The organism is uncultured Pseudoramibacter sp. (genome assembly GCF_903789625.1).
Classification (GTDB): Bacteria; Bacillota; Clostridia; order Eubacteriales; family Eubacteriaceae; genus Pseudoramibacter; species Pseudoramibacter fermentans.
On record NZ_CAIFFF010000003.1, the window covers coordinates 1 to 15,576 of the forward strand.

General features: G+C 44.2%; 14 protein-coding genes. 8 read left to right on the forward strand and 6 right to left on the reverse strand.

Annotated features, from left to right (window positions below; all coding sequences use genetic code 11):
• Positions 1-90 precede the first annotated feature (90 nt).
• A complete protein-coding gene (locus QZX60_RS02440) occupies positions 91-501 on the reverse strand; it encodes an amino acid-binding protein (protein ID WP_295360963.1) in 411 nt (136 codons plus the stop codon).
• A gap of 129 nt (positions 502-630) precedes the next feature.
• Between QZX60_RS02440 and QZX60_RS02445 the strand changes: the two genes are divergently transcribed.
• The 6 genes from QZX60_RS02445 to QZX60_RS02470 all read left to right on the forward strand — a co-directional run bounded on the left by QZX60_RS02445 (position 631) and on the right by QZX60_RS02470 (position 6,443).
• Entirely contained in the window at positions 631-1,323 is a 693-nt protein-coding gene (locus QZX60_RS02445) for a DUF1638 domain-containing protein (RefSeq protein WP_295360966.1), read from the forward strand.
• Positions 1,323-1,799, forward strand: coding sequence for a 23S rRNA (pseudouridine(1915)-N(3))-methyltransferase RlmH (locus QZX60_RS02450; protein ID WP_295360969.1), 477 nt, complete (start codon positions 1,323-1,325; stop codon positions 1,797-1,799). Before QZX60_RS02445 ends, QZX60_RS02450 begins: the two co-directional genes overlap by 1 nt.
• Positions 1,800-2,020: 221 nt before the next feature.
• Positions 2,021-3,550, forward strand: coding sequence for a class I SAM-dependent DNA methyltransferase (locus QZX60_RS02455; RefSeq protein ID WP_295360972.1), 1,530 nt, complete (start codon positions 2,021-2,023; stop codon positions 3,548-3,550).
• A complete protein-coding gene (locus QZX60_RS02460) occupies positions 3,540-4,682 on the forward strand; it encodes a restriction endonuclease subunit S (protein WP_295360975.1) in 1,143 nt (380 codons plus the stop codon). The genes QZX60_RS02455 and QZX60_RS02460 overlap by 11 nt, the downstream gene beginning before the upstream one ends.
• Positions 4,683-4,803: 121 nt before the next feature.
• Positions 4,804-5,784: a site-specific tyrosine recombinase/integron integrase gene (xerA, locus tag QZX60_RS02465; protein WP_295360979.1), complete on the forward strand. Its 981-nt coding sequence runs from the start codon at positions 4,804-4,806 to the stop codon at positions 5,782-5,784.
• Positions 5,785-5,795: 11 nt separating this feature from the next.
• The gene (locus tag QZX60_RS02470) at positions 5,796-6,443 is read left to right on the forward strand and encodes a restriction endonuclease subunit S (protein ID WP_295360982.1); all 648 of its coding nucleotides are present in this window, start codon (positions 5,796-5,798) and stop codon (positions 6,441-6,443) included.
• On the opposite strand, the gene QZX60_RS02475 is transcribed toward QZX60_RS02470, so the two are convergent.
• The gene (locus QZX60_RS02475) at positions 6,440-7,021 is read right to left on the reverse strand and encodes a restriction endonuclease subunit S (RefSeq protein ID WP_363174763.1); all 582 of its coding nucleotides are present in this window, start codon (positions 7,019-7,021) and stop codon (positions 6,440-6,442) included. The genes QZX60_RS02470 and QZX60_RS02475 overlap by 4 nt on opposite strands.
• Positions 7,022-7,077: 56 nt before the next feature.
• On the opposite strand from QZX60_RS02475, the gene QZX60_RS02480 reads away from it, so the two are divergent.
• Entirely contained in the window at positions 7,078-7,527 is a 450-nt protein-coding gene (locus QZX60_RS02480; RefSeq protein WP_295360985.1) for a hypothetical protein, read from the forward strand.
• A gap of 13 nt (positions 7,528-7,540) precedes the next feature.
• The gene (locus tag QZX60_RS02485; RefSeq protein WP_295360988.1) at positions 7,541-10,672 is read left to right on the forward strand and encodes a type I restriction endonuclease subunit R; all 3,132 of its coding nucleotides are present in this window, start codon (positions 7,541-7,543) and stop codon (positions 10,670-10,672) included.
• A gap of 138 nt (positions 10,673-10,810) precedes the next feature.
• Here the strand turns inward: QZX60_RS02485 and QZX60_RS02490 are convergent, their stop codons facing one another.
• The 4 genes from QZX60_RS02490 to QZX60_RS02505 all read right to left on the reverse strand — a co-directional run bounded on the left by QZX60_RS02490 (position 10,811) and on the right by QZX60_RS02505 (position 15,553).
• On the reverse strand, positions 10,811-12,085 hold the full coding sequence (locus tag QZX60_RS02490; RefSeq protein WP_295360991.1) for a cell wall metabolism sensor histidine kinase WalK: 1,275 nt from the start codon (positions 12,083-12,085) through the stop codon (positions 10,811-10,813).
• Positions 12,078-12,776 carry a response regulator transcription factor gene (locus tag QZX60_RS02495; RefSeq protein ID WP_295360994.1) on the reverse strand — a complete coding sequence of 233 codons (699 nt, stop codon included), beginning with the start codon at positions 12,774-12,776 and terminating at the stop codon, positions 12,078-12,080. Before QZX60_RS02495 ends, QZX60_RS02490 begins: the two co-directional genes overlap by 8 nt.
• 12 nt (positions 12,777-12,788) lie before the next feature.
• Complete coding sequence (locus QZX60_RS02500; RefSeq protein ID WP_295360997.1) at positions 12,789-13,430, reverse strand: GTP pyrophosphokinase family protein; 642 nt, start codon at positions 13,428-13,430, stop codon at positions 12,789-12,791.
• Between the two features lie 272 nt (positions 13,431-13,702).
• A complete protein-coding gene (locus tag QZX60_RS02505) occupies positions 13,703-15,553 on the reverse strand; it encodes a glycoside hydrolase family 13 protein (RefSeq protein WP_295361000.1) in 1,851 nt (616 codons plus the stop codon).
• Positions 15,554-15,576 lie beyond the last annotated feature (23 nt).

Consider the following 15,576-nt stretch of genomic DNA (forward strand, 5'->3'; position numbering starts at 1 on the left):
TGGCGGTACAAAAATTGTTAATTATTCAGTGTCCTCTTGACGGGTAGCACACCAAAGAACAGTAAAGCGGGTTTATTATGATGATAAAAATTACAGCTCATCCGCAATCGTGAATCCCCGTCCTTCTAAAAAAGCGCGGGTTTCAGATTCCGAGGTTTTTAAAATAGCAATGGGTGTCGCGGCCTTTCTATCGTAGGAAATGTAGAGATAGTCGATGTTGATCCGGCCTTCGTCGAGGGCGTTTAAGATAATATTCAAGGAGCCGGGATCGTCAGGCATGTTGACGGCAATGACGTCGTCGAGACGGCACATATAGCCGTCGTCGGTAAGGGCCTTCAGCGCGTCTTCAGGGCGGTCGACAATCATGCGGATAATGCCGTATTCTGCCGAATCGTTGGAAAGCATCGTGTTGATGTTAATATCTGCTATTTTCAAGGTTTTCGTAATGTTTTTCAGGGCACCGCGTTTATTTTCGGTGAACAAGGATAATTGTTTTGTCATTTTCGCCTTCCTATCTTGCTTGAATTTAATAATTTGAATCAGAATTGTAAATTATTCTCTTTAAAATCTCTTGTAAATATTTTATCATAAATATTAAAGCATAAAATCATTTTTTCGGGGGAGGCTATTATGAAGGCGATTATTTTATCTTGCGGCAATCTGCTGCCTCACGTGAGGGCGGCAAAGAAAAAATGCGGGGTTGATCTGCCGGTCATCTGCCTGAATATGAATCTGCACGCCACACCTAAAAAAATGCGCCAGGCCGTGATCACCGCGATGGAAAAGCGCATTCCTAAAGCATACGACACAGTTTTGGTGGCACAGGGCTATTGCGGCGGCGTTTGGGAGGATCTGACCTTTGACCGCAAGGTTGTCATCCCGCGAGTTGACGACTGCGTCAGTCTGGCTCTTCAGACGACGGACCACTACAAGCCGGATTTAAAGACCAAGGGCCATTACTATTTGTTTAATATTCTGTCGGGACTGTTTTCTCCTAAAAAACTGTTTAAAAAATTCTCCCAGCAGTACAGCGAAGCCAAGACGCAGGAGATTTTTGACGATTGGTTTAAGGATTACCCCTATCTCGATGTGGTGGTCTCCGATGGCGAGGACTTGAGCAATCCGAAATATCAAAGGGAAATCGCCGATTCTTCGGAGCTCATCAAAGCTGATGTGGAATTTGTACCGGGTTCTAATCTTTTGATTGAAAAGCTGATTACCGGCCGATGGGACGAACAATTTATCGTCAAGGAACCGGGCGAACGCATTTCGATGAGCGATTTCTTTGACCAGAACTGGCTGGATTTTCAGGAATCAAAATAATGAAGATTACGATTCTCGCGGTAGGGCATCAAAAATCCAAAGCCCTTTTGAATTTGCAGAAGGAATACATCAAGCGGCTTTCGGCTTTTGCCAAAACAGAGGTCGTGGAAGTCAAAGATGAGGCTGACGTGCATTCCGAAAGAGAAGGGGAGAAAAAACGCATCGTCGATACAGAGGCCGAGCGCGCGCTGAAAAAAATCAACCCAAGAGATTTTGTGATTCTCTTAGATTTACACGGCAGGCAATGGGATTCAATAGGCTTCGCGAAGGCACTCCAATCGTGGCAGCTGCGCACGTCTCATTTGGTTTTCGTGATCGCAGGTTCTCTAGGACCGGGTGAGGCGCTCATTCAGCGCGCAGATGAGCGGTGGCAGCTTTCAAAGCTGACCTTTACCCATTTAATGACTCGGATTTTGGTGCTGGAACAGATTTACAGAGGCTTTATGATCGGTGCAGGACGCAAATATCATAAATAGGTCTTTACGAAAACTTGGGAATGCGCATCCAACAGAAACCAAAGGTTGATGCCGCATGATAGAAGAAAATTAAATATTTTTATGAGTAATGCGCATTGATCCGCCTTCGGGCGGATTTTTTTCAGCTTGATTGTCCTCCGAGGACACCAACGCGATGCGTTTTCATTCATAATATAAATATGGTAAAATAAAAATAACTAATCAATAAAGAGGCAATCAAAATGGCAAGAAAAGCAAGCAACAATAAAAAGAAGAAATCGCAGGCTACCATTGGTTTTGAAAAACAAATATGGGATGCAGCATGTGTACTCTGGGGACATATCCCAGCATCCGAATATCGAAATGTCATCATCGGGCTCATCTTTTTAAAATACATTTCCACCGCTTTTGACAAAAAATATCAGCAGCTTGTCGATGAAGGCTATGGATTTGAAGATGATCCAGATGCTTACCTTGAAGATAATATCTTTTTTGTCCCGAAAGAGGCCCGCTGGAACAGAATTGCAGCCGCAGCGCACGAACCGGAAATTGGCACGGTCATCGACGATGCCATGCGTGCGATTGAAAGGGACAACAAGAAACTTAAAAATGTACTTCCGAAAAATTACGCGAGCCCGGACCTCGATAAGCGTGTTCTCGGTGATGTTGTCGATCTTTTCACGAATATGGATATGGCTGAAACTGAGAGCAACCGCGACGTCCTAGGAAGAACTTATGAATACTGCATCGCGCAGTTTGCTGAAAAAGAAGGCAAGGGCGGTGGCGAATTTTATACGCCGTCTAGTATCGTCAATACTTTGGTTTCGATCTTGAAGCCGTATGCCAATTGCCGCGTATATGATCCGTGCTGTGGAAGCGGTGGGATGTTCGTCCAAAGTGCAAAATTTATTCAGGCCCATTCCGGTAATAGAGGGTCGATTTCGATTTATGGGCAAGAAGCGAATCCTGATACTTGGAAGATGGCGATCATGAATCTGACGATTCGTGGACTCGACGCAGATCTCGGCCCGTATCATGCAGATACATTCACGAATGATTTGCACCCGACACTCAAAGCGGATTTCATTTTGGCCAATCCACCCTTTAACTACAATCCTTGGGGGCAGGACAAACTGCAGGACGATGTGCGCTGGAAATACGGCCTTCCACCGGCAAGCAATGCCAACTTTGCTTGGATTCAGCACATGATTCATCATCTCGCACCAAACGGTAAAATCGGGCTGGTGCTTGCTAACGGTGCGCTGTCTTCCCAGACCGGCGGCGAGGGAGAAATCCGAAAGAAAATCATTGAGGATGACTTGATCGAAGGCATCATTGCGATGCCGCCGCAGTTGTTCTACAGCGTGACAATTCCGGCGACGCTTTGGTTTATTTCGAAGAACAAGAAGCAAAAGGGAAAGACGGTCTTCATCGATGCCCGGAAGATGGGGCATATGGTTGACCGCAAGCATCGGGACTTTGACGAAAAAGATATTCAGAAATTAGCGGATACCTTTGAGGCGTTTCAGAACGGAACCCTTGAAGAACAAAAGGGATTTAGCGCTGTCGCGACGATCGAGGATATCGCGAAACAAGATTATATCTTAACACCGGGGCGGTATGTCGGGATTGAGGAACAGGAAGATGACAGCGAACCGTTCGAAGATAAGATGAAGCGGCTGACGTCTGAACTTTCTGATATGTTTGAAAAGTCCCATGAACTTGAAAATGAAATAAGAAAGAAATTGAAGGCGATTGGGTATGAAATATAAGCTTTCTGAAATAATGGATATTATAGGAGGCGGCACTCCCAAAACAAGCAAGTCTGAATACTGGAATGGTGATATACCATGGCTTTCAGTAAAAGATTTTAACAATGATTATCGATATGTCTATAAAACCGAAAAGACGATTACTCAAGCTGGATTAGAAAATAGTTCAACAAAGCTATTAAAGAGAAATGATTCAATCATTTCGGCAAGGGGAACAGTTGGGGAAATGGCAATGATCCCATTTCCTATGGCATTTAACCAGTCTTGTTATGGCCTTCGAGCAAAAGAAGAAATAACTGATCCGATTTATCTATATTATTTAATTAAGTACAATGTATTTGTTTTAAAGAAAAATTCTCACGGTTCTGTTTTTGACACAATAACAAGAGATACATTTGACAGTATAGAAGTAGAACTTCCAACTTTAGAAAAACAAAAAAGAGTAGCATCAATTTTGAAAGATATTGATGATAATATTGAACTTAATAATGAAATAAACAAGAATTTACAGGCGCAAGCCCAAGCCATATATACTCATCTGATCATCGATGAAGCCGATGAATCGTGGCACAGCGGTTTGCTGTCCGATATTGCCACAATCACTATGGGGCAATCACCCAAGGGAGATACCTATAACGAAAATGGCACAGGCACTGTATTTTTCCAAGGCAGAGCTGAATTTGGATTCCGTTTTCCTACACGAAGGCTTTATACAACAGACCCCAAGCGCATGGCTCAAGATAATGATGTTCTTATGAGTGTCAGAGCACCCGTTGGAGATCTCAATGTAGCATTTGAAGACTGCTGTATAGGTCGCGGACTCGGCGCTATTCATTCAAAGGATAATCACCAATCCTTTGTGTTCTATACAATGTTGGCCCTTCGTGATCAGCTTGATATCTTTAACGGAGAGGGTACTGTTTTTGGTTCAATCAATCGTGATGCCTTAAACTCTATGCCAATTCGCATTCCGCCTCGAGAGGTCATCGATAAATTCGAGAATATTGTTTCACCAATGGATGCTGTAATTCGGAACAACTATGAGGAAAGCTGTCGCCTACAAGATATCCGAGATAGCCTGCTTCCACGCCTGATGTCAGGTGAGATCGACATTTCTAACGTCGATCTCTAAGCCACATATAAATTCTTGTTTAATAAATTTCAATTTGTATTGTACTTCTACCAACGGCAGAAGTTAATTTAAAGAACTGCCGTTGCATGTCGTTCTCTGAAATGAAAGGAGAACGAAAAAAATGAAAGAATTGATAAAAAATGAAATATTAAATCGCATGCTGCCGATTCTAAATAATAGTCAAGAAAAAGAATTAGATTCTGTTTTGGATGAGGTGCTTTCTAAATATATTTTAGGAGAAACAAATCGAGATCAATTCAGCAATCAAGAATTTATGCAGAAGTTTTTAGAAGCAAAGCGGATTGAAGGCTGTTCTGAAAAGACATTGATTTATTATCACAATACAATTAATCGAATGTTTGAAACAATCGAAAAGGAATTAATGCAAATTACGACTGAAGATCTTCGCGCTTATTTGACTGAATATCAAAGCGTAAATAATCTCAGTCGGGTCACAATTGATAATGTGCGTCGAATATTGTCGAGTTTCTTTTCTTGGCTGGAAGATGAGGAATATTTGATTAAAAGTCCGATTCGTCGAATTCACCGAGTCAAAACGGTAAATAATATTAAAGAGACATATTCAGACGAGGAGCTCGAAAAAATGCGCGACAGCTGCAAAGAAAAACGAGATTTAGCTTTGATCGATATGTTGGCATCAACGGGCATGCGTGTCGGAGAACTTGTCTTATTGAATCAAGCCGATATTGATTTCAATGAGCGGGAATGCAAGGTTCTTGGAAAAGGCAACAAAGAGCGGATTGTTTATTTTGACGCTCGGACAAAAATTCATTTACAGGAATATCTGAAAAGCCGAAATGATAAAAGCAGTGCTTTGTTTGTTTCATTAAAAGCGCCTCACACCAGATTGACAATTAGTGGGGTAGAGGCGAGAATTCGAAAGATTGGAAAAGATTTGAGAATTGGAAAAGTGCATCCGCATAAATTTAGGCGGACACTTGCGACGAAAGCGATTGACAAAGGGATGCCGATTGAACAGTTACAGCAGCTCTTGGGACATAAACGAATAGATACGACCTTGCAGTATGCAATGGTTAAACAGAGTAACGTGAAGTTGGCGCATAAGAAATATATTGGATAGGAAGTAAGATGATGGAAAATTGGAAAACTTGCACGATTGCAGACTTGGGAACTGTTGTAGGAGGCGCGACTCCATCAACGAAAAAGCCCGAGAATTATGAGGGTGGTACCATTGCGTGGATTACACCTAAAGATTTGGCTGGATTCTCTGGACGTTTCATTTCTCATGGTGAACGCAACATTACCGAAGCTGGTCTTAACAGTTGTTCTGCGCGAATGATGCCTAAACACACAGTTCTTTTTTCATCAAGAGCACCGATTGGATATGCTGCGATTGCTGAGAATGAAATTTGTACAAATCAGGGCTTCAAAAGTGTAGTGCCGAATGAAAGCACTGACTATATGTTTCTCTACTATCTTTTGTTGCATAACCGCCAGAACATAGAACACATGGGATCCGGGACTACATTTAAGGAAGTATCGGGTAAAACCATGCGCGGAATTGAAGTAAAGGTGCCAGAGTCAAAGGCGGAACAAATCAGGATCTCCTCGGTACTGTCTGCCCTAGACGACAAAATCGAGGAAAATGAAAAAATAAACAAGAATTTATGCGCTCGTGTCCAAATCTATGATTTGATAAACACGAGCCATGCAAAGTTTGCCAAAGAGCACAAGCAGAGCAAAGTGCGATTGGATGCAAACTACTGCAATGCGGCTTAGAGATCGATGCCGGAGACGTCAATCTCGCCAGACATGAGCTTGGGAAGCAAAGCGTCTCTAAGCTCCGCCAGTTTAGCATTTTCCAATAGGTTTGCTTCGTATTGCAACATAAGTTGTCCTACAAGTACTTCAAAATCATCAAGTGTTTGTTGATCGGGGATAAGAATAGCGACCTTATTCATATCTCCTCGCGTAATCAGCGGCTGTGTAGAACCACGATTCATAGTATGGTAATCAATCCGCTGAAGAATCTGATATGTATACTCGTACAAGTCACTTGTTATTACAAGAGTATTATCTGATGTCCAACAGGGAGTGTTAAGCCTTTGAACTATCCCATGCGTTCCAACGCGGCCAGTGACAAGTATTTTATCAGTATGATTAGCTTCACTGGTAAATCCCATTACAGACGATGCACCTACAAGTGGAATTGTCGCAATATCTGTTTTTTCAGCGGATTTCATGGGTGGACGTTTGCCACTTTTTATCTTAGCGATGTCAGATAATACGCCCTTTTTCCACTCCGCTGGACAGATGCCATCAAAGGGGATATAATCTTCAAACCATGCCTGATAAATTGTGGAAGCTTGCTGTTCTAAATTCTTGTTTAATGTTAAAGATGATGAGAAATTAAATGGAAAAAATAAATATTATTCAATGTAAACGGATTGCGGACGGATTTAGAATGACCGGTGCTTTTGCAGCAAAAACAGATGCCGTTCAATTTTTTAAATATTATATCGGGCCGTGTGCGGCAAATTTAGCTTTTGCATGTGAACTATATATGAAAACTCTGAAAGCCAACAGCAATGAAAGGATTATTTGTAAAGGGCATTATTTACAAAAACTTTATGAGGATTTAAATCCTGAACAACAATGCAAAATTCGAACTGAATATAAAAAAGTTAAATGTAATTTAGATTTGGATAAATGTTTAGAGATACATAATAAAACTTTTGAAGAGTGGCGCTATCTAGCCGAATATAAAAATGGGAAAACAATATCAGTTGATAGAGGATCACTTCTTAATTTAGCGAATGCTTTGAGCAAAGTTTGTGAGGAAGAGATTAAGGATAAAATTTGAGGGAGAATTTGATATGTCAGGATTATACACCGAAGCAGACTATGAAAATTCGATCATCGAATTATTTCAAAACATGGGATACCGCTACGTCTACGCGCCGGATTTGGAGCGCGATTTCCATAGTCCTTTATACGAAGAAGAACTGGAAAGCGCCCTTCACAGGCTGAATCCGGAGATGCCGGACGATGCGATTGCTGACGCGCTTGAAAAGCTAAAAAACTTCGAAAACGCCGAACTGGTTCAAAAGAACGAACTCTTTATGGATTATCTCCAGCACGGCATTGAAGTCAGATACTTTGTAAAAGGCGAGGAACGCTTTGGCCTCGTCTATCTTGCCGACTACAAAAATCCTGAAAACAACTCCTTTGTCGTCGCGAATCAATGGACATTTGTCGAAAACAGCAACAAACGCCCAGATGTGATCCTGTTTCTAAACGGATTGCCAGTTGTACTAATTGAGTTGAAATCGCCATCCCGCGAGGAAACCGACGCCTCTGAGGGCTATTTGCAAATCCGAAATTATATGCAGGAAATTCCGTCCATGTTTATTTACAACTGTATCTGTGTCATCAGCGATCATCTGACCAGCAAAGCCGGCACGATCACGTCCGGTGAAGACCGGTTTATGGAGTGGAAAACAAAGGACGGCAGCTATGAAAACACACAATATGCGCAGTTCGACACCTTCTTTGAAGGGATGTTTGAGAAAGAACGACTACTCGATATTATCAAGAATTTCATCTGCTTTTCAAACGAGGGGTTGAAAAAGTTTAAAATTCTGGCCGGGTATCATCAATACTTTGCCGTTCGGAAAGCAATTGAATCGACCAAAAAAGCGATGGTCACGGATGGAAAAGGCGGGGTTTTTTGGCATACACAAGGCAGCGGTAAGTCGCTGTCGATGGTCTTTTACGCCCATCTTTTACAGGAGGCACTCGACAGTCCGACAATAGTGGTCATTACGGACCGAAATGATTTGGACGATCAGCTTTACGGGCAATTTACCAAATGCAAAGACTTTCTAAGGCAGGAACCGATGCATGCGGAAAGCCGGGAACATTTGAAAAAGCTGCTGGCTGGAAGACAGGCGAACGGGATTATCTTTACAACAATGCAGAAATTCGAGGAATCCTCAGAGCCGCTTTCCGAACGCCGCAACGTCATCGTGATGGCCGATGAGGCACATCGCAGCCAATACGGACTGAAAGAAAAAGTCGATGCCAAAACTGGCGAAATCAAAGTTGGTACGGCGCGAATCATCCGTGACAGTCTGCCGAACGCCACGTATATCGGCTTCACCGGCACGCCGATTTCAGTAAAAGACAGAAACACGCGAGAAGTTTTCGGCGATTATATCGATATATACGACATGACCCAGGCCGTAGAAGATGGCGCCACGCGGCCGGTCTATTACGAAAGCCGGGTAATCAAACTTAAATTTGACGAAGCCACGTTGAAAATGATTGACCGGGAATACGACATCATGGCCAACAATGCCGATCCAGAAGTTGTGGAGAAAAGTAAACATGAACTTGGCCAGATGGAGGCCGTTCTTGGTAATGATGCGACGATCAATTCCTTAGTGAGTGATATTATTGATCATTACGAAAATTACCGCGAAAATCTTTTGACTGGAAAAGCCATGATCGTAGCTTATTCGCGAGCCATTGCAATGAAAATCTATAGACGGATGCTCGAGTTGCGCCCGGGATGGAAAGAAAAAGTCAAAGTTGTGATGACTGAAAGCAACAAAGACCCGGAAGAATGGCGCACAGTCATTGGCAATAAACGTCATCGCGATGAACTGGCAAAGGAATTTAAAGACAATGACAGCAAAATGAAAATCGCGATTGTTGTTGATATGTGGCTGACAGGCTTTGATGTGCCGTCCTTGGCAACGATGTATGTGTACAAGCCGATGCAGGGATACAATCTGATGCAGGCGATTGCTCGTGTCAACCGTGTTTTTAAAGACAAAGAAGGCGGACTCATTGTCGATTACGTTGGCATTGCAACAGCGCTGAAACAGGCGATGAACGATTATACGGCACGCGATAAGAAGAACTACGGCGACACGGATATTGCTAAAGTGGCTTATCCGAAATTCCTTGAAAAATTGTCGATTTGCCGCGATTTGTTTCACAGATATGACTATTCCAAATTCATAAACGGTACGGATTTAGAGCGTTCAAAGACCATCACCGGTGCGGTTAACTTCATTGTCGATCCGAGAAAGGAAAGAGAACGGGAAGATTTTCTGAAAGAAGCACTTCTGCTGCGTCAAGCGCTGTCGCTCTGTTCATCCTTAGTTGAACGCGATAAGCGAATAGAAGCCGCCTTCTTTGAATCGGTTCGCGTATTGGTTATGCGTCTCATGAATCAGGGCGAAGGGAAAAAGATTTCTCTGCCAGAAATGAATGCACGCATTAATGAGCTTTTGAAATCAAGTATTAAAAGTGATGGCGTTATTAATCTTTTCTCAGATGTCAAAGAGGAATTTTCATTGTTCGATCCGAAATTCCTTGAAGAAATCACAAAAATGAAAGAGAAAAATCTAGCAGTCGAGCTCTTAAAAAAGTTAATTGATGAACAGGTTCAAATCTATAGACGAACGAATGTTGTTAAATCGCAGAAATTCAGCGAGATTATTCAAGGCGTCATGAATCGTTATCTGAATGGCATGCTGACCAATGAAGAAGTCATTCAGGAACTTTTGAAAATGGCGAAACAGATAAAAGCGGCGCATCAAGCTGGTAATCAAATGGGGCTGTCAGAGGATGAACTCGCGTTTTATGACGCGCTGACCAAACCGCAGGCGATTAAAGATTTTTACGAAAATGACGAACTGATTGCAATCTCTCGGGAATTGACAGAAGCTTTGCGCAAAAATCGAACAATTGATTGGCAGAAACGAGAATCGGCAAGAGCGAAAATGCGCATGATGATTAAGCGCCTTTTGAAAAAACACAGGTATCCGCCGGAAGGCATGAACGACGCGGTACAGACCGTTATGCTTCAATGTGAATTGTGGACCGACAATCAGGATATGGATTTTGAAGTAAAAAAGTATCAGAAAAGTAATGAGAAAGAGACGTATTTAATGGCTGCGGAGAGTCCTGAATCGTATGAAGATAAAAGGAAGTAAATGAACGCAGAGAAAAGGTGCCTTATTTACACATCAACTTGGCTGTGGGAACCGATCATTTAGAATATATATGAATATAAACTTCAGGCCGTTGATCCCATTGAGAGATCAGCGGCCTGTTCACGCTATGAAAAGTGATTAAGATTTTAAATTACTGAGGGTCATGGTCATGACACCGTCCGCCCAGTCCGCTTTGATTTGGGCGTTGTAAAATTCAGCGATGCCTTTAGCCATCGACAGGCCGATGCCGGATCCCGCGATTTTGTTGTTGTGCGAGGTGTCACCGCGGTAAAAGCGTTCGAACAATTTGCTCGTATCTACCTGATCTCCATTTTTGTAGGTGTTCGAAACGGAAAGCATTTTGTTGTTAAACCCTTTAGAGGCGACGCGGACAGTAATGGTGCCGCCTGGATCACAGTACTTAACGGCGTTGTCGAGCAAAATGTTGAGAAGCTCTTCCATCGTTTCTTTTTCGGCCTTGACCTTGACGTGCTCCTGAATAGTCGTACTCAGCGTTAGATTTTTCTGAATCGCCGCACTGCGGTATTCGCTGGCCACGTCGGAGGTGATCTGCGACAAGTCAATTGTCGAGATCTGCAGATTTTGCTGTTCCTCGAGACGGGAGATTGCCATCAGGTTATTCACCAGATTGTTCATGCGGTCGACCTGTTTCATTGTCGATTTGGTCCACTCGTTTTCGCCATTGAGAGCTTCCATGACTTCCGTATTGGCAGAAATGACAGACAACGGCGTTTTGAGCTCGTGGCCCGCATTGGTAATAAAGCGTTTCTGTTTTTCCGCGTTTTCAATGATGGGGTGGAGCACCCTGCGTGAAAAGAGAGTGACGACAACAAAAAAGCAAATCAAGCAGAACAATCCAAACATAATGGAAAATCTCAAAATTTCATGGTTTGAATTATCGAAATAGGTGACGTCCATGAAGACGATGAGCTGTGAATTGTCCTGAGGCTGCCCAAGATAATAGGCAAAAGACATTTTGTTCTGGCGCAGGCGCTTGAGTTGATTCAACGAATTGTCGGAAAACACTCTGGATTGATTTTGGTTTTTAAAAGCGGCCTTGGCCATTTTTTTCGCAGTGGATTCGTCAATCGCGGTAATGTGCGACAAATCGTAACGAATGGGTTTGCCATTTTTGTTAACGAAGACGCTGAAATAGCGGATTTGGGAAGACGATTCGTCGGTGAGCTGCAAGCGGTTCATGGTCTGCTTGTCGGCCTTAATGTTTGCAGGCAGCTCGCCGTGGTTTTTTGAGATGTAACTCATCACCGCCTGAATTTCGTTGTTGGACTGCCGGATATACATGATGTTGATCAGGCCCAGAACAGCGAGCAGGATCACCGCCGCGCAGCAGGTTGCGATCACGATGAATTTTCGTTGCAGAGATTTAACCATGGGCACGCGATTCCTTTGCGATGAGGTTGAATGGGCCGGACGCTTCGCCAGCGATCACCGCGTCGGCGCCAATGGCGTCCAATTTTTGATTGAGATAGGAGATGTAAATCCAAACAATTTGATATGCATCGTCTTCCTCGGCGTTTTTCTTGTCATTCCAAACGTGATGATAGAGGGTTTCCGCTGGAATGGATTTGCCGGGATTGAGCAGAAAATAACGGATCATCCGGCCTTCTGGGGAAGAAAGCTGGATGGCGCTGTCACAGGTTAACGTGTCGTTTTCCGTGTCAAACTCAACGCGGCCAAAGGAAAGCGTTGTCGGCGTGTAATCCTCGGCGCGGCGTGTGAGTGAGCGTACCCGAGCCAGCAATTCCTTCATTGCGAAAGGTTTTGTTAAATAATCGTCGGCGCCGGCTTCGAGGCCGGTGACGCGGTCGTCCACTTCCACCTTTGCCGTTAAGAAAATGGCGGGCGTCGTGTCGCCGGCATTTCTCAGTTTTTTAAGGGCATCGATGCCGTTTAGATTCGGCATCATGATGTCGAAGATGTAGCAGTCGTAAAGGCCGTTCTCCGCCATCTCAACGGCTTCGGCGCCGTCGGAGGCAAGATCGACCTCGTACTGATAGATGCCGAGGAAGGCCTGTATGGCCCGCTGCATAGCCGTTTCATCTTCAGCCAATAAAATTTTCATCTTGTTCTCCTTTTACTCTTTTTCCTTGATTAAATTGCGGATGGTCTGCATCGAGATATCGCAGGATGCCAGCTCGTCCGCACAGCGTTTTAATTCTTGACTGAGAAGTTCGGCGCGTTTGGGATCGATATTTTTTTTGTAGCTCACCTGGTGTTCCAAACTCGCCCAGGTATCCATCGCAATAGTGCGCAGCTGAATTTCCACGAAATAATGTCCCGGGACGCTGCCGCACACATCTTCGTAAGGGGTCTCCATTGAAAGAATCAGGTGGTAGCTGCGGTAGCCGTTGGGCTTGACGTGGTGGATGTAATCCTTGCGTTCGACGATTTCGCAGTCGTCAAAGCTTTCGATGATGTGAATTACGCGGTCGATATCGTCCCGAAAGGTAGTGACAACGCGAATGCCGATGGCATCGGTCAATTCGTGCAGTGCGGAATAAGGGGTGGCGGGGAGATGCCGCCGCTCACATTTGTCGATCATACTGGCTTCGTTTTTCACGCGCCCGTTGAGGTGTTCGAATAAAGCTTCGCCGGTTTTTTCACGGTAGGCTTCGCTCGCTGTATTCAGGCGGCCCATGAGTTCATTTAAAATGTCGTTTAAATGGACTTGGTAGGGGCCGTATATGGTTGAGTTAGATTGATTTTTAATATTCATAATATATATTATGGCAAATGAATCTTAATTCTCAGACTAAACTCAGAAGGGGCGGTCAAGAAGTTAGATGATCCTAAATACTTAATTATAGGGGCTTGCCCTTGAATTTTCCTTAACGCGTGTTAGAATATATTTATCAAAGAAATCATGTGAGAATCGCAGGATTCGGCTGCTGTTGATACAAGGCACTAATGTATCAGCAGTTTTTTTATTTTACAAAAAAATAGCCTTTGTCTGGCAGGTGATGTGCAGGCAGAGGCTGTGAGTGTCGTTTATTCATTTTCACTATCGATAATTTGCGTCAGCAGGGACTGAATTTCATTGCGGTCCTTGAACAATTTTTTTGCAGTCGTCTGCAAACGGTAAATTTTGGCTGAAAGCGGCAGAACTGTAATGCCGTCTAATTTTTCCCAAGTGTGATTGAGCATGTCGCGTCCCACGACACCGCGGAACAGATCGTGCTTTAAGGTCACAAATGCGTGATCTGAACGGTTGAATAAACAAAGTATGACCGTTTGTTTGTAAACTCTTAAATAGGCGAGAAGATCATCTGTCGTCTTAATAGGATACCATCTGCCTCGGGTGAGTGTTTTGCTCTTAGCACGCAAAGTTGTGATGACTTCGTACCACCTTAAGAGCGATTTGTCCTCGTTCCCCCAGGGATAAGTGCCTCGATTGTAGGGATCTTCAAAACCTTCGCAGCCAGCTTCATCACCGTAATAAATACAGGGAACGCCGGGAAAGGTCATTTGAATCAAGCTGAGGAGCTTGAGCCGTTTAACAGCGAGACTGCGCTGCTCAGGAGAGAGCTTGAAGGTTTCTTTTTCTCTGTCAGTCATTTCCTTACTGTCGACGCCGGAAAGCACGGTCAGCGCTCTGGCGCGGTCGTGGGAATCGATCAGGTTCATGTTAGACATGAATTGTTCCTTGGGATAGGTTTCGTACAAGGACATCATCTGACGAATAGCGGCTTTCGAAGAAATATTGTACAACAGGAAATCGTTAAACGTTTGTCTGAACGGATAATTCATCACCGCGTCGAGCTCGTGGCCCATAAAATATTGGCGCTGTACGCCGTAGGAGACCTTATTGGACGCGTTTTCCCAAACCTCTCCGATGAGCACGTTGTCTTCGCCTTCCTCGAGAAGCGCAGTTTTCAGGTCTTCGATGAAGTCATCGGGCAATTCGTCGGCCACGTCGAGACGCCACCCGGAAGCGCCGTCCCGAATCCATTTGCGGACCACACTGTCCTGCCCTTTAAAGATATAATCGCGGTACGCCGGATTGTTTTCTTCGACATCGGGCATATTGCCGATTCCCCACCACGAGTCGTACTGGTCAGGATAATTGCTGAATCGGTACCAGCTGTAATAAGGGGAATCCTTGGACTGATAGGCGCCGACGGTCGGGAAACGGCCGTATTTGTTGAAATAGATGGAGTCATCGCCGGTATGATTGAAGACGCCGTCTAAAATCACGTGGATGCCTCTTTTTTTCGCTTCGGCGCACAGTCGGATAAAGATGTCCTCGTCGCCAAATTCCCGCGCGATCATTTTATAATCAGCCGTATTGTATTTGTGATTACTGTTGGCCTCGAAAATCGGGTTGAGATACAAAATCGAGACGTTGAGCGATTTCAGATAATCGAGCTTTTCGATGATGCCTTCCAGGGTGCCGCCGAAATAGTCCCAGTAATCAATAGATCCATCTTGATTGCGAAAATAGTGAGGCGTATCATTCCAATCCCCGTGTACAAGTGAAGAAGGGAAAAAGCTCGGATGATGGGTAGGGTGCTGAGGTCTGGCGAAGCGGTCGGGAAAAATTTGATACATAATTCCATCCTTGTACCAGTCTGGAACGGTGCGGCCCTTGTCAAATAAGGTGATTTGATAGGAGGGGGCGTTGTCGTGGCTGGCGTAAATTGCCCCTTCACCGCCGAGATGGTCGGCTTGGGTGCCGTATTGATACTGGCGGTTGTAGGCCTCAAATTGGAAATGGTACCAGAGCAGGCCGGGCTGATCCGGCATTTGGAGGGTCACACTGAATAAATCGGTGCCTTCCTCCGGCTTCAAGTCGTACCAATGCTCCGTATCGCGGTAAAAAGTCTGCAGCCGGATGTTCATCACATCGTGCGCTTCGACCCTTA